This is a genomic window from Pelagibius litoralis, from assembly GCF_011683915.1.
GTDB classification, from domain to species: Bacteria; Pseudomonadota; Alphaproteobacteria; order Kiloniellales; family Kiloniellaceae; genus Pelagibius; species Pelagibius litoralis.
On record NZ_JAAQPH010000003.1, the window covers coordinates 276,135 to 301,706 of the forward strand.

Genomic DNA, 25,572 nt, shown 5'->3' on the forward strand with positions numbered 1-25,572 from the left:
GGATGATCGCCATGGCGACGGCGAGCGACACCTCCATACCCAGGCGCCGTTTTTCGGTCTCGCGCCGGGTGCTGCCCTACCTGCTGAGCCTGCCGGCTCTGCTGGTCTGCATCGCCATCCTGGTGCCTTTCTTCACCGCGGTCTTCTACTCGCTGCAGCGTTTCCGGCTGTCCCAGCCCTGGAACCGCGGCATGAATTGGGGCGAGAACTACCTGAATTTTCTCTCCGACCCGGACTTCTGGAACACGCTGCAGGTCTCGCTGACCTACGCCTTCCTGACGGTCGGGCTGGAACTGCTGCTGGGTCTGGGCATCGCGCTGCTGCTGAAGAAGCGCAGCCGGCTCAACAATTTCATCTCCATCATGCTGCTGATGCCGCTGATGACCGCGCCTGCGCTCGCGGCCCTGATGTGGAAGCTGATGACCAACCCGAACTTCGGCATCCTCAGCTACTTCGCCGCACAGCTCGGCTTTCCCGATTTCCGCTGGGGTTCTTCGCCGGACACCGCCCTCTTCACGGTGCTGCTGGTCGACATCTGGGTCTATACGCCCTTCATCATGATCCTGCTGCTGGCCGGCCTGCGCTCCCTGCCGACCCAGCCTTTCGAAGCGGCGGCGCTGGACGGCGTGCCGCGCGTCCAGCAGTTCTGGCGCATCACCCTGCCGATGCTGACCCCCTATATCCTCACCGCCTCGCTGTTCCGCCTGCTCGATTCGATCCAGCAGTTCGACATCATCTATGCGCTGACCCAGGGCGGGCCGGGCGATACCCTGATGGTGTTCCAGGTCGAGGCCTATCTGAACTTTTTCCAGTCGATGAATGTCGGCCGCTCGGCGGCGCTGCTGATGATCCTCTGGGTCATCACCTATTTCCTGTCGAACATCTTCATCAAGAACTGGCTGCGCCTGCGCGAACGCGCGCGCGGGGAGGCCTGAACCATGGATCACATGTCACCGGTCGAGAAAGGGCTGCGGGGCATCGCCCTAAGCGCCGTGGTGTTGTTCTTCATGTTCCCGATCTTCTGGATCGTGCTGATGAGCCTGCAGACCAACGAGACCATTCTGCGCAGCCCGCCCTCCATGGTCTTCGAGCCGACCTTCCGCAACTACATTGCCATCGTTACCGGCAAGCTCGATTCCAATGTCGCTTCCATGGACATCACCTTCATGCGCAACCTCTGGAATTCGATCCTGCTGTCGGCCGGCTCGGTCGCCGTGGCACTGCTGCTGGGCGTGCCCGCCGCCTACGCCTTCGCGCGGCATAAGTTCCGCGGTTCCGAGGAAGTCGCCTTTACCCTGCTGTCCTTCCGCTTCGCCCCGCCGCTGCTGGTGCTGTTGCCGCTGTCGCTCTACTTCCAGCAGATCGGCCTGGCCAACACCTACATCGGCCTCATCTGGGTCTATCAGCTGATCTGCCTGCCGCTGATCCTCTGGATCGTGCGCGGCTACTTCGAGGATATCAGCCCGGACCTGGAGCATGCCTACCGCATCGCCGGGCATTCCTGGCTGTCGACCTTCCGGCGCATCGCCCTGCCGCTGGCCGGGCCGGGCATCGCCGCCGCCGGCCTGCTGGCCTTCATCTTCGCCTGGAACAACTTCATCTTCGCCCTGGTGCTGGCCTCCGCCGACAAGCAGCCGGTGACCGTCGGTGCGCTCGCCTTCGTCACCGCCTCCGGCATCCAGTACGGGCAGATCGCCGCGGCCATCGTGCTTTCCATCGCGCCGACCCTGGCGCTTGCCCTCTATGCCCAGCGCTACCTCGTCGAGGGCCTGTCGCTCGGTGCGGTGAAAGGTTAGGCCATGCCCGAACTGCGCATCGAGAACCTCACCAAACGCTTCAAGAACGAGACCGTTCTTGACGGCGTTTCCTTCACCGTGGCCGAAGGCGAAACGACAATCCTCTTCGGGCCCTCCGGCGCCGGCAAGACCGTGCTGCTGCGCTGCATCGCCGGGGCCGTCGATCCGGAGGAGGGGCGCATTACCATCGGCGGTAACGACATCAGCGATGTGCCGCCGGAGCACCGCGGCATCGGCATGGCCTTTCAGAACTTCGCCCTCTTCCCGCATATGACGGCCTTCGACAACATCGCGAGCCCGCTGACCGCGCGGCGCTGGTCGCGCGAAAAGATCCAGGAAGGCGTCGAGCAGGTGGCAAAGCTGCTGAAGATCGGCCATGTGCTGAGCCATCCGCCGCGCGCCCTCTCCAACGGCCAGAAGCAGCGCACCGCCCTGGCCCGCGCTTTGGCAGCCTCGCCCGAAATCCTGTTGCTCGACGACCCGCTGCGCAATGTCGATGCCAAGCTGCGCTTTGAGATGCGCCTGGAACTGCCGCGCCTCTTGGCCGACCAGGGTGCCACCGTGATCTACGTTACCCAGGATTACAAAGAGGCCATGGCGCTGGGCGACCGCATCGCCGTGCTGTCGGGCGGACGGATCGCCCAGATCGGCACGCCGGAGGATATCTATCGCCGGCCCGCCTCGGTCGAGATCGCCCGCCACTTCGGCGATCCGACCATAAATCTTCTGGATGTGGTGCCGGAAAAGGACGGCGGCGGCGTCTTCACCCGCCTTTCCGATCAGCGGGTCCCCCTGGACAGCGGACTGGAGGCGGCGGTGGGCAGGGACTGCGTCCTTGGCCTGCGGCCCGAGGCCCTGCGCTTCTCCGACAGTCCGGACGGAATCCCGGTTGAGATCGAGGCCGAGACGCCCTTCAACGAGAAGACCGTGACCCTGGTGGTGACCGCGCGAAAACGTGAGATCCTGATCTCGCGGCCCGCCGGCACAGCGGCGCCGGGCAGCGGCACTGCGCGCATCGAAGTCGATGCGACCGATGCCCTGCTGTTCGACCGGGCAACCCAGGAAAGGATCGCCCCGCAGCATCGCGGTGGCGGAAAGAGCGAGGCCGCGGCATGAGCAAGGCAATGCTGAATCTGCAAGCCGTGGACAAGTTCTACAATCCCGGCAGCGTCCACGAGGTGCATGCCGTGCAGGGCCTGGACATGGCCGTGGCGGAGGGCGAGATCGTTGCTCTGCTCGGCTCCTCGGGCTGCGGCAAGACCTCGACCCTGCGGATGATCGCCGGCTTCGAGGAAGTCTCGAAGGGTTCCATACAACTCGCCGGACGCGACATCCATCGCCTGGCGCCGGCCAAGCGCAATGTCGCCATGGCCTTTGAAGGCTACTCCCTCTATCCCCCGCTGACCGTGCAGGAAAACATCGCCTTCGCCCTGAAGTCCCAGTCCCTCGCCAAAGACGCGGTTGCACGGCAAGTGGCGGAGATCGCCCAGCTGCTTGAGATCGAGGAAGTGCTCGAGCGCTACCCGAGTTCGATCTCCGGCGGGCAACAGCAAAGGGTAAGCCTGGGGCGCGCCCTCATCCGCAGCGCCGACCTGCACCTGCTCGACGAGCCCATGGGTCAGCTCGAACCGCAGCTGCGCGCGTTGCTGCGCGGGCGCATCAAACATTTCATCAAAGAGCGCGGCCTGACCGCGATCCTGGTCACCCACGACCAGACCGAGGCCAATGCCCTGGCGGACCGCATCGCCGTGATGGAAGAAGGCGTGCTGCAGCAGTTCGATACGCCGGCGAATCTCAAAAACCGCCCCGCCAACCTCTTTACCGGCGCCTTCATCGGGGAGCCGCCGATGAATGTCTTCGATGCCGAGGTGCGCAGCGAAGCCGGGCGGCTTGTCTTCGGGCTCGGCGGCGGCGTCACCCTCGACTATGCGGAGAACGAGTTCTCTCTGGCGCTGCGGGCCGCCCTCCTAAAGAAGCCGCAGGTCACCATCGGCGTGCGGCCCCATGCGGTCCGCATCACCGATGAAGGGGCAAAAGCCGAGATCACGGCCAATCAATGGCTCGGCGATCAAACCCACATTGCGGCGCGCTTTGCCGGCGGCGCCATCGTCTCGGTCGAACACGACCGCACGCGCTATGCAAAGGGCGAGACCATCGGTGTCGCCCTGGCCTCGGAAGACCTCCACGTCTTCGACACGCGAAGCGGCATGGCCATCAGTCATGGCGGAGCTTTGGCATGAAGCAGGACATCCTGATCGGTGTGGACGCCGGCACCTCTGTGATCAAGGCGGTCGCCTTCGACCTTGCGGGCCGGCAGATCGCCATGACCAGCCGCCGCAACCACTATGCCACCCTGGCCAACGGCGGCGTCGAACAGGACATGCGCCGCACCTGGGACGACACGGCCGCGGTCCTGCGCGAACTGGGCGAGAAGATCGACGCCCTGGCCGGGCGCGCCCTGGCGCTCTCCGTCACCGGCCAGGGCGACGGCTGCTGGCTGATCGACGCCGAGGGCATCCCGGTTCATGACGGCTGGCTCTGGCTCGACGCCCGCGCGGCGGCAGAGGCCCGCGACATCGCCGCCTCCGACGGCATCGACCTGATCTATCGCACGACCGGCGCCGGGGTGAATGTCTGCCAGATGCGCACGCATTTGACCTGGATGAAACGCCACGCACCGGAACTGTTGGACCGCGCCGCGACGGCCCTGCACTGCAAGGACTGGCTTTACTTCAACCTGACGGCCGAGCGCGCCAGCGACCCCACCGAAGGGGTCTTCACTTTCGGCGACTACCGGACCCGGGACTATTCCGATGCCGTACTGCAGGCCCTGGATCTTGCGGACCTGCGCCACCTGCTGCCCCCCATCGTCGACGGCGCCGTCACGGCGCACGGCCTGACGGCGCAGGCCGCCGCGGCGACCGGGCTGCCCGCCGGCCTGCCGGTGACGCTGGGCTATGTCGACATCATGTGCTGCGCCATGGGGGCGGGCCTTCACGACGCCGCGGTCCGTCCGGGCCTCACCGTGCTCGGCTCCACCGGCATGCACATGCGCTTCGTACCGGACGCCGGGGCCGTGGTGCTGAACGATGCGCGCTGCGGCTACACCATGGCCTTTCCCGGTCGCGCCTACGCACAGATGCAGACCAACATGGCCGCCACCCTGAACATCGACTGGGTCCTGGGCCTGGCCCAGGAGGTATTGGCGAGCGAAGGCGTGGCACGCAGCCTGGATGATCTGCTGAAGGGGCTGGACGACCGTGTCATGGCCGCCCGCCCCGGCGCGGCGCTCTATCATCCCTATATCTCCTCGGCGGGGGAGCGCGGCCCCTTTGCCGAACCCGCCGCCAGAGCCAGTTTCACCGGCCTGGACCAGACCACCGGCTGGTTCGACATGGTCCGTGCGGTCTATGACGGCCTCGCCCTGGCGGCGCGCGACTGCTACGCGGCGATGGGGCCGATGCCCGGCGAGATCCGCCTGACCGGCGGCGCGGCGCGCTCTTCCGGCCTGAAGTCGATCCTCGCTTCAACCTTGAACACGCCGGTGCGCACCGTGGCGCAGGGAGAAGCCGGCGCCGCCGGTGCGGTGATGATCGCCGCCGTGCAGCAAGGCCTCTATCCCGACATCGCCGCCTGCTCCGAAGCCTGGGTGACGCCGCTGCTGCAGGCGCCGGAAGCGCCGGACCCGCAGATGACCGGGGTTTATGACGCGCTCTATGAGGCCTATGTCGCAACGCGGCGGACCATGACCCCGGCCTGGGCGGCGATGAATACCGCGCGGGGCGTTTTGTCATGACCACCGAAGTCGCCATCATCGGCGACCGCTTCATGCTCTCGGCAATGTTCGAGGAGGCCCTGCAGGAGGCCTGCGGCGGCGCGGTCGTCTGCCGCAGCATAGACCTGCCCTGGCCGGACGAGCCGATGGAACACGGTTATGCCAAGGCCGGCATGGACGGACTGAAGGAATACATGGGCGAGCCGGACGACGTGATCGGGCACGTCGGTGCGGCGCCGGTGCTGGTCACCCATCTCGCCCCCCTTTCCGCCTCGATGTTCGCCGCCATGCCGGACCTGCGGCTGGTCGCGGTGTCGCGCGGCGGGCCGGTGAACATCGACATGGCGGCGGCGGCGGGCCAGGGCGTCACGGTGGTCAACACGCCCGGGCGCAACGCTTCGGCGGTGGCCGAATTCACCATCGGCGCGATCATCGCCGAAACCCGAAATATCACCAAGGGGCACGACGCCCTGCGCCGGGGCGAATACCGCGGCGACCTCTACCGCGCCGACGTGACCGGCAAGGAACTTTCCGAGATGACTGTCGGCGTGATCGGCTACGGCAACGTCGGCACCAAGGTGGTGCGGCTGCTGCGCGCCTTCGGCTGCCGGGTCCTGGTCGCCGATCCCTATGTCCAGCTGTCGCCCGACGATGCGGCCGGCGGCGTGATCATGGCCGGGCTCGACCAGCTCCTCGCCGAGTCCGATGTCGTGACCCTGCATCCGCGCGTCACCGAAGAGACCCGGGGCATGCTGGACGCCGGGGCCTTCGCCGCCATGAAACCGGAAGCGGTAGTCATCAACACGGCACGCGGCCCCCTGATGGACTACGATGCGCTCTACGAGGCACTGACCACGGGCCGGCTGCGCGGCGCCATGCTGGAGACCTTCTCCATCGAGCCGACGCCGCCCGATTGGCCGCTGCTGCAGTTGCCGAACGTGACCCTGACGCCGCATATCGCCGGGGCCTCGGTGAAGACCGTCCGCATCGCCGCCACCAAGGCCGCCGAGGAAGTGCGCCGCTGGATCGCCGGCGAGCCGCCGCTGAACCCCTGTTGAGCGCCAAATGAACGAGCCCGTGGATCTTCTCATCATCGGCGGCGGCATCAACGGCGCCGGGGTGGCGCGCGACGCCGCCGGGCGGGGGCTCTCCGTGGTGCTCTGCGAAAAGGACGACCTGGCCGAGGGCACCTCGTCGCGCTCGGGCAAGTACATCCACGGCGGCCTGCGCTATCTGGAGTACTACGAGTTCCGGCTGGTGCGCGAAGCCCTGATCGAGCGCGAAGTCGTCCTCAGGGTCGCCCCGCAGCTTACCTGGCCGCTGCGCCTGGTGCTGCCGCACAGCCCGGAGCAGCGGCCGCGCTGGCTGATCCGCCTCGGCCTCTTCCTCTACGACCATCTCGGCGGACGCCAGCGCATCCCGGCGACCCGCGCCCTCGACCTGCGGTCATCGCCCGAAGGGGCCATGCTGCGCGATGCCTTTCCCCGGGGGTTTGCCTATTGGGATGTCTGGGTCGACGACGCGCGGCTCGTCATCCTTAACGCCCTGGACGCGGCCCGGCGCGGCGCCGAGGTGCTGCCGCGCGCCGAATGCATCGCCGCACGCCGTGAAGACAATCTCTGGCACGCCCGGCTGAAAGACACGCAGACCGGCGCCGAACGCGACGTCCGCGCCCGCGCGCTTTTCAACGCCGCCGGGCCCTGGGTGGAGAAGGTCCTGGGCAACGTCGCCGGTGTGAACGCCCGGCACAGCGTGCGCCTCGTCAAGGGCAGCCACATCATCATGAAGCGCTGGTGGCAAGGCGACCACGGTTACGTGCTGCAGGCCCATGACAAGCGGCTGATCTTCGTGAACCCTTATTTCGACGACCTCGCCCTGGTCGGCACCACCGACATCCCCTATGACGACCGGCCGGAAGGCGTGGCGATCGGCAGCGACGAGATCGACTACCTGCTCGCCATCCTGAACCGCTACTTCAAAACCGAACTGGCACCCGCCGACGTCATCAGCACCTATTCAGGCGTGCGTCCGCTCTATGACGACGACAGCGCAAAGGGGGCGTCTGCCGTCACCCGGGACTATGAGTTCGAGATCGACGGCGGCAACGGCCGCGCGCCCATCCTCTCGGCCTTCGGCGGCAAGCTCACCACCTATCGAAAGCTCTCGGAACACGCCCTTGAGAAGCTCGCCATCTACTTCCCGAAGATGGGTCCCGGCTGGACCGCCAGGGCGCCGCTGCCCGGCGGCGACATCCCCGATGCGGACTTCGAGGCCTGGCTGCAAAGCTTCGCGTCGGCGCGGCCCTGGTTGCCGGCGGACCTGGCGCGCCACTACGGGCGCTGCTACGGCAGCGACGCCGTCACGCTGCTGGCCGGCGCCGCCTCGCTTGCCGATCTCGGCCGCCACTTCGGCGCCCTGTTCTACGAGCGCGAGGCAAAATGGCTGATCGAACGCGAATGGGCCCGAACCGCCGACGACATCCTGACCCGCCGGACCAAGCATGCACTGTTCCTGACCGAGGCCGAGAAGGCAGCCTTCTCGGACTGGCTTAAAATGGAGGCCGCCGCATGAGCGACTTTGACAGGCTTCGCAACTCCGCTGCCTTTGCCGCGCTGCTCGCGGCTTCCGCCCGCCTGGGGCGCAACCCCCTGCAGGTCCAGGGACCGGGCGGCAATGCCTCGTTGAAGGGCGGCGGCGCGATGCTGGTGAAGGCATCGGGTACCTGGCTGTCTGATGCCGAAACCAAGGACATCATGGTCCCTGTCGACAGCGCGCGGTTCTGCGCGGCGCTGAGGGCGGGCGACCCCACGGCGGAGGACAACGCCGCCTTCGTGCCGGCGGAAGAGAACCCCCTGGGCCTGCGGCCCTCCATCGAAACCTCCGTCCACGCGATCTTCGACTGGCCGGTGGTCATCCATACCCACTGCGTCGCCACCATCGCCACGGCGCTGCGCCAGGACGCCGCCGACGTCGTCGCCGCGCGCCTCGGCGATCTGGGCGCCGCCTTCGTGCCCTACGCCAAGCCGGGCCTCGACCTTGCCCGGGCCATCGATGCGGCCACGACACCGGAAACAAGGGTCCTGGTGCTGGGCAACCACGGGCTTGTGGTTGGCGCGGATACGGCTGAGGAGGCGGAAGCCTTGGCCCTGGCGGTGGCCGGCCGTCTGACACCGGCACCACCGGCTGTGGAAGGGCCGATGCCCGATCTTGGGCAGTTCCTCGCCGGGACGGGTTGGCAGGCCGTCGATCATCGCGCAACGACAGCCATCGCCCATGACCCGGACCTGCTGTCCCGCCTTAGAGAAACGAGTTTCTATCCAGACCACGTCATCTTTCTCGGCCCCGGAATCCTGGTCGGGGAGGAGGAAGAGACCGCCGCGGAGGCGATCGACCGCGCGGGCAAGGGGGCAGCGCGCAAGATGATCGTCTTTCCCGGCCGCGGCGCCGCCATCCCCGCCGAGGCCTCGCCCGCGATGCAGGCCCTGGCCTGCTGCCTGGGGGACGTTGCGGCTCGCCTCGACCCTTCAGCCAAGCTGAACCGCCTGACGCCGGAGCAGGAAGCGGAGCTGCTGAACTGGGACGCGGAGAAATACCGCCAGGCCATGGATGCAGGGGATTCAGGCGGCCCGAACCCGCGCTAACTCTTCCCGGTCAGGCGGTTTTCACGCGATGGGCCGCTGGCCGTCGAACAGCGGGGCGAGCTCGCGAAACATCGCCGTCAGCCGGTCGACCATAGTCCGGATGCGCGGCATCTGGCGAAGATCCTGGTGCACCACCATCCAGGTCTCACCGCGCAGTTCGGGGATCGGATCGCCGATGCGCACCAGTTCCGGCTCGCAGTCGGCGGCGTAACAGGAAAGCAGACCGAGACCGCCGCCGCCCTTGATCGCATAGAGCTTCTCCGGCGGCGTGGCAACGCGGAACCTTTGCCGGCCCCCTTTCAGTTTTTCCGCAAGCCAGCGCGCCGTCGCCAGATGCTCGTGCGCCGCGTCATAGCCGACCCAGTCCCAATCGCCGTAACGGTCCGGCTGCAGATCGACCTGATGCCGGGCGACATAGCGCCGGCTGCCATAGACCGCGACAGCGGGCTGCGCCACCCGCTGGGTCACGAGATCGCCCTGCTCTGGCATGCGGTTGCGGATCGCGATGTCGGCTTCGCGGCGCGAAAGGTTGGTGAACTGGAACGAAGCGGCGATCTCCAGGTCCAGCCCCGGTAAGCCATCGAGCAGGCTGGCCAGCCGGTTACAGATAAAACGGCACATCGACGACCCGGCGCTGATCCGCACCGTGCCGGCAAGCGCATCGCCGACGGCGCGGCTGCGGTCGATGGCCTCGGCGGCGGCACCCATCGATGCCGCCATGGGCAGCAGGGCCTCGCCGGCCGCGGTCGGCAGATACCCTTTCGGCAGGCGATCGAACAGGCGCTTGTCGAGGGCTGCTTCCAGGGCCTGGACACGCCGGCCGACAGTCGGCTGGCTGAGACCGAGCTGACGCGCGGCGGCGGAAAGGCTGCCGGTCTCCACCAGGGCCAGAAAAACCCGGAGATCGTCCCAATTCGGCTGCGATCTATTCATTTTCGGATACTATATTACGCATTCACCTAATGACTATTTGTTTTTGAATGCCCAATTTTACCCTGCCCCGAGTGAAAAGCGCCCAGGCGTGAAAGGCGCCCACGAACGAAAGGCAGAGGTGAAGATGACAATGGTATTTGGCATTCGCAGCAGATGGATGCTGCTGGGGCGGATCCTGGGATGGTTCGGCCCGAACAGAAAGCGCCTCGACATCATTCACGTCAGAGAGCTGAGCAAATACCTGCAGCGCGATATCGGGCTGGAAGACTGGCGCGACCGCTAGCCCCGAAGCCGGTGAGGGGTGACGGCTGCGCTCTGCCGGCCAGGCCGCCCGTCAGGGCTTGTCGTGGTAGTCGATGCTTTCCACGCGGTCGAGGCCACGACGCATGGTGTTCAGGATGAAGTCGGCGCGCTTGATCGGTCCGCCGATGCCGGCGCGTGGAAAACGATCGTCCCAGGCATCCAGTTTCACCGAGGTAACGCAGAGCGCGCCGCCAACCTTGCTTTGATAGTCGGTAATCATCTGCTCCATGCGCTGGAAGGAGCCGTCGGACATGTTGTCCCACATATCCTCGGTACGGGCGCGGAACATGTCGAGGGTATCGCCGACTTCGCCGACAACGGTGGTGATCTTTTTTTCGACATCCTTGCAGGCGGAGATCACGCTGCGCTCCTTGCCGAGGTTCTTGTCGGCCTTCAGCTCCGCCAAAGCCTTCAGGAAGGTCTGCAGCTTCGCCTGCGACTCGTCGAGGCAGGATTGATAGTAGGCCAGCGACAGATAGACATCGCCGTAGTTCTCCAGGAACTTGGGAATGCCGGCCACTTCCAGATTCATCTGCTCCGCCAGCTTGGTCAGGTTGCGCTGTGCCGTATCGACATCAGGCGAAGCGAAAAGCTGGACCAGTTCCTTCAAGGACCTTTCCTTGTTGTCGTCCTTGCCGAAGACCGCCCGCACCAGGGGGCGGGTGAAGCTCGTCATATGCGGTGCGACCTCTTGCACCTTGTTATCGGAGAGACGCAGGTCATCGACGTTATCGACGTCGATGCCGAGGCGGCGCAGTTCGACCCGCAGGCTGTAGACGTCATAGCTGGACAGCATGCTGAGGTTCTTGATGAGCGGCAGGTCGCCCTTATTCTCTTCATCGAAGTGAAAGACCTTGGTCAGGTCCTCCGGCGCAACCTGCCCGCTGCCGGACTGGCTGTCTGTGAAAAGCTCGACAACACCGTCAAGGTGCGAGTTCTTGATCAGGCGCGCACGCTTCAGGCCCGGGGTTATCAGAGGCAGGCCGGACAGCGGCAGGATATGCAGCGAGTCCTTGGCGATAGCCTCTTCTTCTTTTTCGAAGGCCAGCGCCTGGGCTTGGTCCAAACTCCCTGACAAGATGGCGGCTCCTCAGTCTGGCGCGCGTCAGTCGACCGCAAACTGCATAAACGTAAAGTCTGATAGACTCGGCATAAAATCTAGATACTCTATTTATGCGCGCTACTGTGAATTTTCTCTAAAACAAAGCCCCTTGTTTTTGTAGCGTTATCAAGCCTTCCCGATCACCGGTTGATTCCAGGATCCGGCCGCTTCCATGGAGTCGCAAAAAGCTCCACGCGTATAGGCTGTGTACAAATGGAAAGGTGAGCCCGGCGGCGGCTTGAAAGCCGACGGCGCGGTCAGCAGGCTATTCCGCATCCTCGTATCTGATGTCCTGCACCATCTCCAGGCCCGGGCGCATGTTGGTCATCAGAAAGTCGGCCCGGCTCCAGGGGCCGCCGCTTTCGCGTTGCGGGAACTGCTGGTTCCAGGCGTTCATCTTGACCGTAATGATGCAGAGCGCCGCACCGATGGCGGTCTGATAGCCGATGATCATCGACTCCATGCGGCGGAAGGTCTCCTCCGACATCTTTTCCCACATGTCGATGGTGCGGATGCGGAACATCTCCAGGATGTTGCCGAGCTCATGGACGATGCCGTTGATCTTGGTCTCCAGCATCTTGCAGGTGGCCATCAGGTTCGCCGCCTGCTTCAGGCTGGGGGTGCGTTGCATTTCCTCCATGGCGGCGAGGAAGCTCATGATCTGCGGTTTGTTCTGATCCAGGCAGTACTGGTAATAGGCCAGCGCGAGATAGACGTCGCCGTAGTCCTCGATGAACTTCGGAATGGCGGTCACGTCGATGCGCATGCGGTGCGAAAGACGCGCCAGGTTCTCCTTCGCCACATCCTTGTCCGGCGAAACGAAAAGGTTGATCAGATCCTTCAGGTCGCCGGGTTCTTCAGTGGTGCCGCCATACACGGCATGCAGCAGCGGGCGGGTGAAGGTGCGCATATGGGGCACCAACTGGGTGCGCAGCTCCGGTGAAATCTGCAGCGCATCGACGTCTTCCACCTCCATGCCCAGGCGCCGCAGGGCGACGCGCACGGTGTAGACATCGTAGCTGTTCAACCGGCTGAGGTGCTTGATCAGGTCGAGATCGTTCTGATTGTGCGAATCGAAGTGGTAGACCTCGGAGAGCCGGTCCGGCGAAATCTGTCCGCTGCCGGATTTCTCGTCGGAAAACAGTTCGACGACACCCTCGAAGCGGGCGTTCTTGATCAGGCGCGCCTTGCGCAACCCAGAGGTTACCAGAGGCAGGCCCTCCAAAGGCAGCTTGTGCAGCGTGTCCTTGTCCGGCGGCTCCACATCCAGTGGTATGTCGGATCGAACCGGCGGCTTGGAGTAGGATCTCAAATGAGATTGACCCACCGAACTGCCGCGTCCTGGTAGTGCGCTTCCGACCATGAAAAACCAACTTCCCTAAAAGCAATCGAACATTGCCAAACGAGCAGTCAGAACAACCTTTACCATCAAGAATGCTCGTTGACGCAGACCTCTGCCGCGACATTGCTATTTTCCCGGGCAAATCATAATAAACAATAAATCAAGATACACTGATGTTTCGCATAGATTATTTTGCTAGATGCTCTATTCACCTATTAAGCGACTGTCAGAGCCGCCTTCGGCGCAGGGCCCGTTGAATACACTGGATAATTGCCGTTGACCGGCGATGCTCTCTCTTTAAGGGATTTTTTTCACAACAACAGTCCCGGGCCGGCATACAGCCATAAAGAGAACAGGCTTGTTGCGTGCCGGAGACGCCGGGCCCATAGGATCGCAATCCCTCCTCGGTCGCCCCCTAGGAAGGTACTTCCGGCCTAGGCCGTGTTTTCCCTGGCTTCTTCCAGAATCCACCGGCGAAAAGCTTCGGCCTGGAGGGAAAGCGGCTGATCCTTGGGAACCAGCAGGTAAAACGAACGCTCGGACCGCAGCCGCGCCTCGATCGGGCGGATCAGGAGACCCCGGGCGAGAAAGTCCTCCGCCAGGCGGCCCCCGCCCAGGGCGATGCCCTGTCCATCCAGCACCGCCTGGGTCAGGACCAGGTAGTTGTCGAATTCCAGGCTTGGGCCCTTGGCCGGCGCGCGGATACCGAGCGCCGCCAGCCAGGCCTCCCAGGTCACCCAGTTGCTGTCGTATTCGATGAGGTGCAGCAGCGTCTCCTCAAGGAGATCGGTCAGGGCACCGAGCGGTCGCCGCCGGTCAATGTAGCTGGGCGCGCAGACCGGAAAGACCTCGTTGTCCATCAGCCGCGTCGCCGCCGCGCCGTCCCAGACGCCGCTGCCGTAGCGCACCGCCAGATCGATCCCCGAAGCGGTGAGATCCCCGACCGGCGCCGAGGCCACCAGCCGCAGCTGGACATCCGGATTGGCGGCGCGGAACTTCGCGACCCGCGACATCAGCCAGTAGTTGGCGAAGGTGACGGAGGTCGAAACGGTCAGCTCGCCCGGCCGGCGCACCCGGCGCAGATCCGCCGCGGTGGTCGCGATGTGCCCCAGACCCATGGTCACCGCCTCGCGCAGGCGCCGCCCCGGCAGTGTCAGTTCAAGGCCGCGCGGCCGCCGTTCGAACAGCGGACAGCCCAGATTGTCCTCCAGCAACTGGATCTGCCGGCTGACCGCCGCCTGGGTGACCAGCAGTTCAGCCGCCGCATGGGTGAAGTTCAGATGCCGGGCCGACGCCTCGAATGTAATGAGACTGTTGGCCGGCGGCAGCCTTTTGCGCAGCGTTACCATTACAAAAAATTATCACATGATGAAAATTCCTGCAATTTACAAAGGATTTTCGCTGATGTTTCATAAACTGAAGTTGTGTTAGAGGAACCTGAAGAGGTTCTTGAGGGCGACGCCGGCAGCAGCCGGCAGAAAGAGGGCAGAACCATGAAGATCGCGATCTACGGCGCCGGCGCCATCGGCGGCTACCTGGGGGCACAGTTGGCAACGGTCCCGGGCATCGAGGTTTCCCTCATCGCCCGCAGCGCCCATCTGGCGGCGATGCGCGAGAACGGTCTGAAGCTGCTGATCGGCGGAACCGAGAAGCTGACCCGGGTAACCGCCACCGACTGTCCGGCGGACCTCGGCCCCCAGGACTATGTGATCGTGGCCCTGAAGGCCCACCAGGCCTGGGAGGCGGCGGAACAGATGCTGCCATTGCTGGGCCCCGACACGGCGGTGGTGACCTGTCAGAACGGCGTGCCCTGGTGGTACTTCCACAAGCTGCCCGGCGCCTTTGCCGAGCGCGGCCTGGCGAGCGTCGATCCCGACGACCGACAGTGGCGCCTGCTCGGCCCGCAACGCGCCATCGGCGCCGTCGTCTATCCGGCCACGGAAATCGTCGCGCCGGGGGTCATCAAGCACACCTACGGCGACAAGTTCGCCCTGGGCGAGCCCGACGGCAGCCTTTCCGGACGCTGCGCGGCGCTCAGCCGGGCGCTGACCGACGGCGGCCTGAAGGCCCCGGTCCTGGAGAACATCCGCAACGAGATCTGGCTGAAGCTCTGGGGCAATCTCTGCTTCAATCCGATCTCCGCCCTGACCCGCGCCACCCTGGACGTGGTGGCGACCGATCCCGGCACCCGCGCCCTGGCAAAAAGCATGATGCAGGAGGCCGAGGGCATCGCCACCACCCTGGGGGCATCGTTCCGCGTCCACATCGAACGGCGCATCAACGGGGCCGCCGGGGTCGGCCCCCACCGGACCTCCATGCTGCAGGACCTGGAGCGCGGACGGGCGCTGGAAATCGATGCGCTGCTGACCGCGGTGCAGGAAATGGGCCGGCTGGTCGAAGCTGAAACGCCCAGCATCGACGCTGTCCTGGCGCTGGTCCAGCAGCTCGGCCGCAGCCAGGGCCTCTACCCAGTGTTCCCCGCGGCCGCCGCAGAAGCGGCCTGACCACAGGCCACCAGACTATCCGGATCGACACCATGCGGATCCACTGCGCCTCCTATTAACCACTGGCCATCTCTTCATTAGCCTCCTAAGGTTGTGAAAGGCGACTTGGAAGCCTGTTTGCACGCGCCTTGCGCGTAGAAACGAGCCGAAGGTCACGAACCCGCCAACCAAAAAGAGCGGGCAAAAACACCAGGGAGGACAAGATGGACTGGAAAACCGGGGCATTCGGATTCCGCAGCGTTATGGCCGCAGGCGCTTTTGCGCTGGCGGCGGTGGCAGGCCAGCCGGCAGCCAAAGCAGCCGAGATCTCCATCGCCTGCGGCGCCCTGGGGGTTGAGTTCCAGCTCTGCAAGGAAGGCGCCGAGGCCTGGGCGGCGGAGAGCGGCCACACGGTGCGGCTGGTCAACACACCCAACTCCACGACCGAGCGCCTGGCCCTCTACCAGCAACTCCTGGCCGCCGGTGCCGATGACATCGACGTCTTCCAGATCGACGTGATCTGGCCGGGCATGCTGGCCAACCACTTCATCGATCTGAAGCCCCACAGCGGCGGCGCGGAGGCCGAGCATTTCCAGGCGATCGTCGACAACAACACCGTCGACGGCAGGCTGGTGGCCATGCCCTGGTTCACCGATGCCGGTATCCTCTACTACCGCAAGGACCTGCTGGAACAGCACGGCAAAGCCGTGCCCGTGACTTGGCAGGAACTGACCGAGACCGCCGCGGCGGTGCAGGAAGCCGAACGCAGCGCCGGCAACGACAAGCTCTGGGGCTTTGTCTGGCAGGGCAAGGCTTACGAGGGGCTGACCTGCGACGCCCTGGAATGGATCGATTCCTTCGGTGGCGGCGCCATCGTCGATGCCAAGGGCAAGATCACCATCAACAATCCCCAGGCGGCCAAGGCCCTGGACATGGCCGCTGGCTGGGTCGGCACCATCTCGCCGCCCGGCGTGCTGAACTATTCAGAGGAGGAGGCACGCGGCGTGTTCCAGTCCGGCAACGCCGTCTTCATGCGCAACTGGCCCTATGCCTGGGCACCGGCGAACGGCGAAGACAGCCCGGTGCGCGACAAGGTCGGCGTCACCGCCCTGCCCAAGGGCGGCGCCGACGGCAAGCACAGCGGAACCCTGGGCGGCTGGCAGCTCGCGGTCTCCAAGTACTCCGCCCATTCCGAGGCTGCCGCCAACCTGGTGATGTACCTGACCGGCGCCGCCGAGCAGAAGCGCCGTGCCATCACCGGCGCCTACAACCCGACCATCGCCAGCCTCTACGAAGACGAAGAGGTACTGCTGGCCAATCCCTTCTTCGGCAGCCTCTACAGCACCTTCACCAACGCGGTCGCCAGGCCATCGAAGATCGCCGGGGCGAAATACAACCGCGTCTCCAACGAGTTCTGGAACGCCACCCACGCGGTGCTGTCCGGCAAGATGGACGGCACCACCAGCCTGGCGCAGTTGGAGCGCAAACTGAAACGGGTCAGCCGCAACGGCAAATGGTAGCGGCACGCACCTGAGGGAGGTTTCGTGCCATGGCTCGGCAATCGACGATCCGGACGGAAGCCGCCGCAGTGGTGACGACCAGGCACCTGTCGTTGGGCCGCAGCCGGGTCCGTGCCGCCTGGCTGTTCCTGGCGCCCATGCTGCTGGTTCTGCTGCTGGTGGCGGGCTGGCCCCTGGCCCGCACGATCTATTTCGGTTTCACCGATGCCGACCTCTCGGATCTTTCCTCTTACGAGTTCATCGGCTTCGCCAACTATCTGGAGTACGACGAGGGCGAGTGGTACGGGCTGCTGGCCGACCCGGACTGGTGGAACGCAGCCCGCAACACGCTGTATTTTGCCGTCATCTCGGTAAGCATAGAAACCACCCTCGGCCTCATCATCGCCCTGGCGCTGAACGCCAGCTTTCCCGGCCGCAGCATCCTGCGCGCCGCGGTGCTGATTCCCTGGGCCATTCCCACGGTGGTCTCCGCCAAGATGTGGGGCTGGATGCTGCACGATCAGTTCGGCGTCCTGAACGACATGCTGCTGGGCCTCGGCATCATCGCCCAGCCGGTCGCCTGGACCGCCGACCCGGACCTGGCGATGGCCGCCGTCATCATGGTCGACGTCTGGAAGACCACGCCCTTCATGGCCCTGCTCATCCTGGCCGGACTGCAGATGCTGCCCTCGGACTGCTACGAGGCGGCCAGGGTCGACGGCGTCCATCCGGTAAAGGTCTTCTTCCGCATCACCCTGCCGCTGATCCGCCCGGCAATCATGGTGGCGGTGATCTTCCGCCTGCTCGATGCGCTCAGGATCTTCGACCTGATCTACGTGCTGACCTCCAACAGCGCCGACACCATGTCGATGTCGGTCTATGCGCGCCAACAGCTGGTCGACTTTCAGGCGGTCGGTTACGGCTCCGCCGCTTCGACGCTGCTGTTCATGGTCATCGCCGTGCTGACGGTAATCTACATCGTCGCCGGCCGCGTCAATCTGGGCGAGGGGGGCCGGTGATGCGCAAGATCCTGCTACGCGGCGCCTTCGCCCTGCTGCTGACCGCCATCATCCTCTTCGCGGTCTTCCCGTTCTACTACGCCATCGTTTCCTCCTTCAAAGTCGGGTCGGAACTGTTCCGCATCGACTACTTCCCCTTCAACTGGAACTGGGACAACTACGCCGCCGTCTTCGCCGAACAGCCCTTCGCGCGGAACATCTTCAACTCGGTGCTGGTCGCCGCCGCAGTGGTCGTCTTCTCGCTGTTTCTCGGCATGACCGGGGCCTATGCCCTGGGGCGGGTGAAGTTCCGCGGCCGCGGCATGTTGCTGTTGACCATTCTCGGCGTTTCCATGTTCCCCCAGGTCGCCGTGCTGTCGGGCATGTTCGAAATGATCCGCCTGTTCGGCCTCTACAACAATCCGCTCGGCCTGATCCTCGCCAACATGATCCTGACCCTGCCCTTCACCGTCTGGGTGCTGACCACCTTCATGCGCGACCTGCCGGTCGAGTTGGAGGAGGCCGCCCTGGTCGACGGGGCCAGCCCCTGGGTCATCGTTACCCAGGTCTTCATGCCGCTGATGTGGCCGGCCATGGTGACCACCGGGCTGCTCGCCTTCATCGCCGCCTGGAACGAGTTTCTCTTCGCACTCACCTTTACCCTGACCAACGACCAGCGCACCGTGCCGGTGGCGATTGCCCTCATTACCGGCGCCAGCGAGCACGAACTGCCCTGGGGCAACATCATGGCGGCTTCGGTCATCGTGACCCTGCCGATCATCGCCCTGGTGCTGATCTTCCAGCGCAAGATCGTCTCCGGCCTGACAGCGGGGGCGGTGAAGGGATGACAACAGCGGCACAAGCCACGCCGGATTGGTGGCGCGGTGCGGTGGTCTACCAGATCTATCCACGCAGCTTCTATGATGCCAGCGGCGACGGCCTGGGGGATCTGGCGGGGATCACCGAGAAGCTGGACTATGTCGCCGGGCTGGGCGTGGACGCGGTCTGGATCTCGCCGTTCTACAAGTCGCCGATGCGCGACTTCGGCTATGACGTCGCCGACTACCGGACTGTGGATCCGATCTTCGGGACGCTGGACGACTTCCAACACCTGCTGCAGCGCGCCCACGATCTGAACCTGAAGGTCCTGATCGACCTGGTGCTCAGCCATACCTCCGACGAACACCCCTGGTTCGTCGAGAGCCGCCAGGACCGCGACAACCCGAAAGCCGACTGGTATGTCTGGGCCGACCCGAAGGCCGACGGCACGCCGCCCAACAACTGGCTGTCCATCTTCGGCGGCGTCGCCTGGGCCTGGGAGCCACGGCGGCGGCAATACTATCTGCACAACTTCCTGACCTGCCAGCCGGACCTCAACCTGCACAACGAAGAGGTGCAGGACCAGATGCTGTCGGAGGCAGCCTTCTGGCTCGACATGGGGGTCGACGGTTTCCGCCTGGATGCCGTCAACTTCTGCAGCCACGACCAGCAGCTGCGCGACAACCCGCCCCTGAAGCCGGGGGAACGGCCGACCGACGGGGTGCCGCTGGACAACCCCTATGCCTACCAGCGCCATCTCTACGACAAGACCCAGCCGGAAACCCTGGTCTTCCTGAAGCGTCTGCGCGCGCTGACCGACCGCTATGGCGAACGCGCCACCATGGGCGAGGTCAGCGGCGACGATTCCCTGACCATCGCCGCCGACTACACCCGCGGCGGCAACCGCCTGAACATGGCCTACACCTTCAACCTGCTGACGCCGGAATTCTCCGCCGACCACCTGCGCCGGGTGGTCGAAGAAATGGAAGCGGTCGTGGGCGACGGCTGGCCCTGCTGGGCTTTCAGCAATCACGATGTGATCCGCGCGGTGTCGCGCTGGGGCGCAGGGGCGGACGGCGCCGACGACGAATTCGCCCGCCTGCTGATGGCCCTGCTGCTCAGCCTGCGCGGCACGGCCTGCATCTATCAGGGCGAGGAGCTCGGCCTGCCGGAAGCCGAGGTGCCCTTCGAGCGCCTGCAGGACCCTTACGGCAAAACCTTCTGGCCGGAATTCAAGGGACGCGACGGCTGCCGCACGCCGATGCCCTGGCAGGGCGCCGCCGGCCATGCCGGTTTCTCCAGCGCCGAACCCTGGTTGCCGGTCGACGCCGGCCATCTGGAACGGGCAGTCGACCACCAGGACCATATGCCGGGATCGCTGCTGAATGCCTATCGCGGCTTCCTGCAATGGCGCCGGCAGCAGCCTGCGCTGCGCAACGGCGCGCTACACTTCATAGAGACGCAAGGCCCCTTGCTGGCCTTTGAGCGCCGCGGGCCCGAGCAAAGCCTGCTGGCCGTATTCAACTGCGGTGCCGAAGCGCAGTCCCTCAAGCTGGACGACCACCATGGGCTTGCACCGCTCGACGGTCACGGCTTCACGGCGACGCTGGAAAACGGCAGGCTGCGCTTACCGCGCTTTGGTGTATTCTTTGGTGCCTTGGATGAACCACAACAAAAAACATCCGGAATAGGGAATTAGGGAGGAAAAACCATGGCCGAAGTCGTGCTATCGGGTATCCGCAAATCGTTTGGAGAGGTCGAGACCATCCACGGCGTCGACCTGACCATTTCCGACCGCGAGTTCGTGGTGTTCGTCGGCCCTTCGGGATGCGGAAAATCCACCCTGCTGCGCCTCATCGCCGGGCTGGAGGAGATAACCGCCGGCGAGATGACCATCGACGGCCAGATGGTGAACGAACTGCCGCCGGCCCAGCGGGGCATCGCCATGGTCTTTCAGTCCTATGCGCTCTACCCCCATATGACGGTCTACGACAACATGGCCTTCGGCCTGAAACTGGCCAAGGCCAGCAAGGAGACCATCGATGAGCGCGTGCGCCGCGCCGCAGGCATCCTGCAGATCGATCATCTTCTGGAACGCAAACCCAAGGAGATGTCCGGCGGGCAACGCCAGCGGGTCGCCATCGGGCGGGCCATCGTGCGCGAACCCAAGGTCTTTTTGTTCGACGAGCCGCTGTCGAACCTGGATGCCGCGCTCAGGGTGCAGACGCGCATCGAACTGGCCAAGCTGCACGAGGACATGGCGGCGACCATGGTCTACGTGACCCACGACCAGATCGAAGCCATGACCCTGGCCGACAAAATCGTGGTGTTGAATGCCGGCAACGTGGAACAGATCGGCTCCCCCCTGGAACTCTATCATCATCCCAACAATCTCTTCGTGGCCGGTTTCATCGGCTCGCCGAAGATGAACTTCGTGAAGGGCTCCATTGCCGCGGTGGATCAGTCGACGGTGGAGGTGGCACTGCCCGGGGAAACCAGGGTGCGCATCGCCGTCAAGGTCGACGGCGCAAAAAGCGGCGATGCGGTGACCTTGGGCGTGCGCCCCGAACACCTGAGCGCCGGCGGCGGCGACTCTCAGCTTATCGGCCGGGTCGATGTCGTCGAACAGCTCGGCGATTCCAACCTGGCCTACCTCAAGCTGCCCGACGGCGAGACCGTGGTGGTGCGCAGCGAGGGCGATGCCAAGGTGCGAGAGGGCGATCAGATGCCGGCCGGCCTGGACACCAGCCAGTGCCACATCTTCAATGCTTCGGGCGCTGCTCTGCCACGCGTAACACAGTAGCGCGACAGCCCGCGACGAGACGGTCTAAAGGCTTTCTGTGTTTAACGGCACCGGCCCGCGGCCAGGTCCACGCGGCGGCGCAGCGACGCAAAGCGGACGTCCTGGCTGCGCAGCTCTTCCGGAACGGCGAGAAGTAGCTCTGCGGCCTCGTCCCGGTGTTTCAGGTGAAGATGCGCCTCGATCCTTGCGATCATCAGGTCGGTCAGATGGCTGCGGTGATCGGCCGACTGCAGCCAGGGCAGAGCGGAGTCCAGAAATTGCAGAACCTCTTCGTAACGCGACAGGCTGCGCAGTGCCGCCACCGCGAAATGGGCCGAGCGCCCGGCGGTGTTGACGTAGACCTGCGCCGGGCCGGCGCCATGGTCTTGGTAGAGGCATCGGCAGACCTGGTAGCAGGCCGTGGCCAGGGCCAGACAGAGTTCCGGGTCGCGGTCCCCGACATGATCCGCGGTAATCTGATCGAGACCGACCACGGCAATGCTGGGTTCGTCGGAGGCCGCCAACTGGATGGCAACGTCGCGCGTCATGGTCGGCGGCATGGCCGCGAGAATGGCCTGCCGCTCACTAGGCGAGCCTTCGGTGAAGGCCCTGATTATCTCGTCGGTCTTTGACCCCATGCCCAGTACCCCGCAGCACGACTATCCCGCCAGGCAAAACCGCGAGAGAGCGGCACCCCGATTACCCGGGTCCGAAGGACTTTAATAGCGGAGTATGAGAAGCCGCCGGGGCGGGAGCAATCGCGCCGTAGGGGTAGCCCCTTTGGGGTGCCGCGGCTTGCGCGCCGCCAAAATGCCTTGGATCGCCGGGGCCTCAGGGCCTTTGCGATTACGGCGCAACGGGCATTCTCTGAATCTCCGGCAACTGAGACCCGGGAACCTGAGACCCAGGCGCGGCCTGGACATGGCGCGGCCGGTGATCCACCCCGAAGTGCTCACTGAGGAAGGAAAGGATGAGCGCCCGCTCGACCGCTTCGGGCTCCTCCATTTCCTGTTCTTCGACCATCCAGTCGAGGGTCTCGTCCCAGTCCAGGCGGGAGAGACCCTGCTGGGTGACAAGGCGCAGCGAATGACAGGCGCCGCAGAGGTAGCCGGCCTCCTCGCGCCCCGGGCCCTCAGGCCAGTCGGCGCCGAAGGGATCGTCCTCCGCCGACGCCGGTGCAGCGGAGAGGACGAGCAGGGCGGCAAAGCCCACAACAGTCCCCTGGAAAAACAACCTCATGCCGCCACGGTCACCGCGATCCGGTGCATGGTGTTGTTGAGATAGCCTTTGGGGTTCCAGTTCACCGCGAAGGGCTGCATGCGGCCCTGATCGTCGGTCGCCCGCGCCCAGACCTCATAGTAGCCCTTTTCGGGGAAGGTCACGGCAGCACGCCAATCCTGCCAGGAATAGGGATTGGGCGGTGCATCCAACTCCGCTTCGATCCAGTTGGCGCCGAAGTCGATCGAGACATGCATCTTCGAAACGGCGGCGTCCCCGGCCCAGGCATGGCCACGCAGGGCCAGGTTTCTCGCGTTGACGGTCATGTTGCTTCGCGGCGTCGTGATCAATGATTTCACCGGCATCGACTCGATGATCCGGAAATCCTCTTTATCGACCTTGGTGCCGGGCGCCACGTTGTAGTAGGGCACGCGGTAGGAGGTTCCGGTCATCTTGGGGCCGTCATGGACCACGTCGCGCAACTCGATCCGCCGCAGCCACTTCTGCGATGTCGAGCCCGGCCAGCCCGGGCAGATGGTGCGGACCGGAAAGCCGTTGAGCGCCGGGATCGGCTGGCCGTTCATTTCAAAGGCGATCAGGGAATGCGGCTCCATCGCCTTTGCCAGCGGCACACCGCGCGAGATCGGCAGCTTGTCCGGATTGCCGGAAAGATGCCCGTCCATGCCATAGTGGGCCGTGTAGATCGCCTCGCTCTTGACGCCCGCTGCCTTCAGCACGTCGGCGTAACGCACACCGGTCCATTCGGCATTGCCGATGGCGCCCAGGGTCCACTGGTTGCCCTTGGCCGGCGGGTTGAACCCGGCCCGGCCGTTGCCGCCGCATTCGATCTGCAGTTTCAGTTTCACCACTTCAAAGCGGCTGCGCAGATCGTCGAGAGACAGCGACAAAGGCGTGTCGACCGCCCCATCAACGGTGAGGCGCCAGTCCCGGGCGTCCATGGCCAGAGCCATGTCGGGAACGGTCCCGTTGTTGCGCACGAAATGGCGCGCGTTGGGCGTGACCGAATCATCGAGCAGATGCGCCGGTGTCTCGGCATTCACCGGCCGGTCGTTCAGCAACACGAGGCCGTCCTTGGTTTCAAAGAGCGACAGTTCGGTCTCTTCGGCCAGGGCGGCGGGAATGAGGCCGGCCGGCATGTTGCGGTGAAAGGGGATGCTGGCGCCCAGCAAGGCGCCCATGGCGGCCAGGCCTGCGCCGCGCAGGAACCCCCGCCGGTCGGCATGCGCCCGGCGGCCGAAGACAAGATGGTCGGCGCGCTCCGGATCGTCCTGATAGATCTCGCAGAGACCGCGCTCACGCTTAGGATCGGACATTTCATTCCCCCAGGTTGGCCAAGGCTTTGATTTGCCGGGCTCATTCGACTGAATGCGGTCGCCTGACGGCCGCTTATGGAGGGAAGAAACGTCGGCCGGCGGCAAACTATTCCAAAGATTGTTGGCTGCGCGCCGCAGCAGCCGGGGCTTCAGGCGGTACAGCGCTCGCTGTCGGCGTGATTGCGCTGCAGGGCCTGACGCGTCTCATCGTCGAAGGGACGTTGTTCCAGACTGGCGCGCAGAATGCGCCTGGCAATCTCGGCAAACCGCAGAGGGTCCATGCCCTCGGCCAGCAGCAGGTTGCTGAAGCCGCCTGCCTGCCAGGCGACCGCCTGGCGCTGCAGCGGTTCGCCAGGGTGCGGCCCCAGATCCAGCATCTGCTCCGTCAGCCCCACGTCACCCGGCAACAGGAACAGGCTGAGGCGGCACCCCCGCAATCCGCGGTAGCCCAGATGAAAGGAGGCTCTTTCGTCAATCGTCGGCCCGTCGCCGACATGCGCGAGGGTAAGACCGGCCGACAGCAGGTCCGGCACAAAAGCCGCCGGCCCAAGTTGTTGTTGCGCCTCACGCAGCGCCGCTGTTTGCCGCGGCAGGGGTGAGACCGCAGCGCCCTGCCAGGCGGCATGGCTCTGCCATGCCTGATCGGCCCAGACGAGATGCTGGGCCGGCGGGGGTGCCACCAAAATCCAAAGCGAGCCGACCAGCAGAACCATGAGCAGCGACCCCGCCAGGGCCATTGCGGAGCGGAGCCACACGGGCGCCGGCGCCGGCGTCTCCGGCAGGTCGACCGGTGCCTCCTCCAGCAGGCTCTGCGCCGCCCCTTTCAGGCGATGGAGCGCTGCAACCTGGTCCGCCAGGGCCGGATCGCGGCCCAGCGCAACCGCCACCTCGGCAGCGCGCTCGTCGTTCAGCTCGCCATCAACATAGGCGTTGAGATCTTCCCAGGTCGGTTGACCGGATTTCACAGCCCGGATCCTTTGCTTGCCCGTTTCGGCAGGGCGCGAATGTTGCTCTCATTGACGATGACGAACAATGCCTGACGCGCGCGGCTGATGCGGCTCATCACGGTGCCGACGGGCACAGCCAAAACCTCCGCCGCCTCGCCATAGGTCAAACCGGCGACATCGATCAGGGCGATGATCTCGCGCTCCCTGACCGACAGCCGCTGCATCGCCAGTTTTACGGTAAGAGCGTTAATCAAATGCTGATCGCCCCGCCAGGCAACACCCTGCCCGAAGGCGCGGGGCTCGCCGTCCTCATCGCAATCCAGGCCGCCGACCTCCGGCCGGCGCCTGTCGCGCCGCAGGCGATCGATGAAACGATTGCGCAGCACCCGGAACAGCCACGCCCGGTAGGCGGGCTCGTCAGCCGGAACCCGTTTCGCCGTCAGCGCCCTGACGGCGCAGTCCTGAACCAGATCGCGCGCCTCATCGCGGTCACCGGCCAGACTGACGGCAAACCCGAAAAGACGATCCAGATAACCCTCCAGCCGATGACTCTGCATCAGTTTCAACGATGCCCCCTACCCGACGTAACCGCATCCTGAC

24 protein-coding genes are annotated in these 25,572 nt (G+C 65.0%); 15 read left to right on the forward strand and 9 right to left on the reverse strand.

Translation table 11 applies throughout. The features are described 5' to 3' along the window. Positions 1-11 precede the first annotated feature (11 nt). From HBA54_RS05605 to HBA54_RS05640, 8 genes are read left to right on the forward strand one after another with little or no spacing between them, the layout of a single operon-like run. A complete protein-coding gene (locus HBA54_RS05605; protein ID WP_167222231.1) occupies positions 12-935 on the forward strand; it encodes a carbohydrate ABC transporter permease in 924 nt (307 codons plus the stop codon). A 3-nt stretch (positions 936-938) separates the two neighbouring features. After that, a complete protein-coding gene (locus HBA54_RS05610) occupies positions 939-1,796 on the forward strand; it encodes a carbohydrate ABC transporter permease (RefSeq protein ID WP_167222233.1) in 858 nt (285 codons plus the stop codon). A gap of 3 nt (positions 1,797-1,799) precedes the next feature. Beyond that, complete coding sequence (locus tag HBA54_RS05615) at positions 1,800-2,912, forward strand: ABC transporter ATP-binding protein (protein ID WP_167222235.1); 1,113 nt, start codon at positions 1,800-1,802, stop codon at positions 2,910-2,912. Further along, a complete protein-coding gene (locus HBA54_RS05620) occupies positions 2,909-4,036 on the forward strand; it encodes an ABC transporter ATP-binding protein (RefSeq protein WP_167222237.1) in 1,128 nt (375 codons plus the stop codon). The genes HBA54_RS05615 and HBA54_RS05620 overlap by 4 nt, the downstream gene beginning before the upstream one ends. After that, the gene (locus HBA54_RS05625; protein ID WP_167222239.1) at positions 4,033-5,592 is read left to right on the forward strand and encodes an FGGY-family carbohydrate kinase; all 1,560 of its coding nucleotides are present in this window, start codon (positions 4,033-4,035) and stop codon (positions 5,590-5,592) included. The genes HBA54_RS05620 and HBA54_RS05625 overlap by 4 nt, the downstream gene beginning before the upstream one ends. Then, positions 5,589-6,629: a 2-hydroxyacid dehydrogenase gene (locus tag HBA54_RS05630; protein ID WP_167222241.1), complete on the forward strand. Its 1,041-nt coding sequence runs from the start codon at positions 5,589-5,591 to the stop codon at positions 6,627-6,629. The genes HBA54_RS05625 and HBA54_RS05630 overlap by 4 nt, the downstream gene beginning before the upstream one ends. A 7-nt stretch (positions 6,630-6,636) precedes the next feature. Then, positions 6,637-8,142, forward strand: a complete 1,506-nt coding sequence (locus HBA54_RS05635) for a glycerol-3-phosphate dehydrogenase (RefSeq protein ID WP_167222243.1) — start codon at positions 6,637-6,639, stop codon at positions 8,140-8,142. Further along, positions 8,139-9,212, forward strand: a complete 1,074-nt coding sequence (locus HBA54_RS05640; protein ID WP_167222245.1) for a class II aldolase/adducin family protein — start codon at positions 8,139-8,141, stop codon at positions 9,210-9,212. The genes HBA54_RS05635 and HBA54_RS05640 overlap by 4 nt, the downstream gene beginning before the upstream one ends. Positions 9,213-9,233: 21 nt before the next feature. Here HBA54_RS05640 and HBA54_RS05645 read toward each other — a convergent pair whose 3' ends face one another. Then, positions 9,234-10,145 (reverse strand): LysR family transcriptional regulator, encoded by a 912-nt coding sequence (locus HBA54_RS05645; protein WP_167222247.1) that lies wholly within the window; start codon positions 10,143-10,145, stop codon positions 9,234-9,236. 124 nt (positions 10,146-10,269) lie between these two features. Between HBA54_RS05645 and HBA54_RS05650 the strand changes: the two genes are divergently transcribed. Then, positions 10,270-10,428, forward strand: coding sequence for a hypothetical protein (locus HBA54_RS05650; RefSeq protein WP_167222249.1), 159 nt, complete (start codon positions 10,270-10,272; stop codon positions 10,426-10,428). A gap of 51 nt (positions 10,429-10,479) precedes the next feature. On the opposite strand, the gene HBA54_RS05655 is transcribed toward HBA54_RS05650, so the two are convergent. The 3 genes from HBA54_RS05655 to HBA54_RS05665 all read right to left on the reverse strand — a co-directional run bounded on the left by HBA54_RS05655 (position 10,480) and on the right by HBA54_RS05665 (position 14,241). Beyond that, complete coding sequence (locus tag HBA54_RS05655; protein WP_167222251.1) at positions 10,480-11,526, reverse strand: hypothetical protein; 1,047 nt, start codon at positions 11,524-11,526, stop codon at positions 10,480-10,482. Positions 11,527-11,815: 289 nt separating this feature from the next. Then, complete coding sequence (locus tag HBA54_RS05660) at positions 11,816-12,862, reverse strand: hypothetical protein (protein ID WP_167222253.1); 1,047 nt, start codon at positions 12,860-12,862, stop codon at positions 11,816-11,818. Positions 12,863-13,326: 464 nt separating this feature from the next. Then, the gene (locus HBA54_RS05665) at positions 13,327-14,241 is read right to left on the reverse strand and encodes a LysR substrate-binding domain-containing protein (protein ID WP_167222255.1); all 915 of its coding nucleotides are present in this window, start codon (positions 14,239-14,241) and stop codon (positions 13,327-13,329) included. A 144-nt stretch (positions 14,242-14,385) separates the two neighbouring features. On the opposite strand from HBA54_RS05665, the gene HBA54_RS05670 reads away from it, so the two are divergent. From HBA54_RS05670 to HBA54_RS05695, 6 genes are all read left to right on the forward strand, one after another. Then, a complete protein-coding gene (locus tag HBA54_RS05670) occupies positions 14,386-15,396 on the forward strand; it encodes a 2-dehydropantoate 2-reductase (protein WP_167222257.1) in 1,011 nt (336 codons plus the stop codon). Positions 15,397-15,599: 203 nt separating this feature from the next. Then, positions 15,600-16,895, forward strand: a complete 1,296-nt coding sequence (locus HBA54_RS05675) for an ABC transporter substrate-binding protein (protein ID WP_167222259.1) — start codon at positions 15,600-15,602, stop codon at positions 16,893-16,895. Between the two features lie 29 nt (positions 16,896-16,924). Then, complete coding sequence (locus tag HBA54_RS05680) at positions 16,925-17,893, forward strand: carbohydrate ABC transporter permease (protein WP_167222261.1); 969 nt, start codon at positions 16,925-16,927, stop codon at positions 17,891-17,893. Further along, complete coding sequence (locus tag HBA54_RS05685; protein ID WP_167222263.1) at positions 17,893-18,720, forward strand: carbohydrate ABC transporter permease; 828 nt, start codon at positions 17,893-17,895, stop codon at positions 18,718-18,720. Before HBA54_RS05680 ends, HBA54_RS05685 begins: the two co-directional genes overlap by 1 nt. Beyond that, entirely contained in the window at positions 18,717-20,390 is a 1,674-nt protein-coding gene (locus HBA54_RS05690; protein WP_167222265.1) for an alpha-glucosidase, read from the forward strand. The genes HBA54_RS05685 and HBA54_RS05690 overlap by 4 nt, the downstream gene beginning before the upstream one ends. Positions 20,391-20,402: 12 nt before the next feature. Then, a complete protein-coding gene (locus HBA54_RS05695; RefSeq protein ID WP_167222267.1) occupies positions 20,403-21,494 on the forward strand; it encodes an ABC transporter ATP-binding protein in 1,092 nt (363 codons plus the stop codon). Positions 21,495-21,535: 41 nt separating this feature from the next. Here the strand turns inward: HBA54_RS05695 and HBA54_RS05700 are convergent, their stop codons facing one another. The 5 genes from HBA54_RS05700 to HBA54_RS05720 form a co-directional block, all read right to left on the reverse strand. Further along, complete coding sequence (locus HBA54_RS05700; RefSeq protein ID WP_167222269.1) at positions 21,536-22,111, reverse strand: hypothetical protein; 576 nt, start codon at positions 22,109-22,111, stop codon at positions 21,536-21,538. 208 nt (positions 22,112-22,319) lie between these two features. After that, a complete protein-coding gene (locus HBA54_RS05705; protein ID WP_205944434.1) occupies positions 22,320-22,712 on the reverse strand; it encodes a hypothetical protein in 393 nt (130 codons plus the stop codon). Beyond that, a complete protein-coding gene (locus HBA54_RS05710; RefSeq protein WP_167222271.1) occupies positions 22,709-24,025 on the reverse strand; it encodes a sulfite oxidase in 1,317 nt (438 codons plus the stop codon). The genes HBA54_RS05705 and HBA54_RS05710 overlap by 4 nt, the downstream gene beginning before the upstream one ends. A gap of 149 nt (positions 24,026-24,174) precedes the next feature. After that, a complete protein-coding gene (locus HBA54_RS05715; protein ID WP_167222273.1) occupies positions 24,175-24,990 on the reverse strand; it encodes an anti-sigma factor family protein in 816 nt (271 codons plus the stop codon). Beyond that, positions 24,987-25,529, reverse strand: coding sequence for an RNA polymerase sigma factor (locus tag HBA54_RS05720; protein ID WP_167222410.1), 543 nt, complete (start codon positions 25,527-25,529; stop codon positions 24,987-24,989). Before HBA54_RS05720 ends, HBA54_RS05715 begins: the two co-directional genes overlap by 4 nt. Between the last annotated feature and the right edge of the window lie 43 nt (positions 25,530-25,572).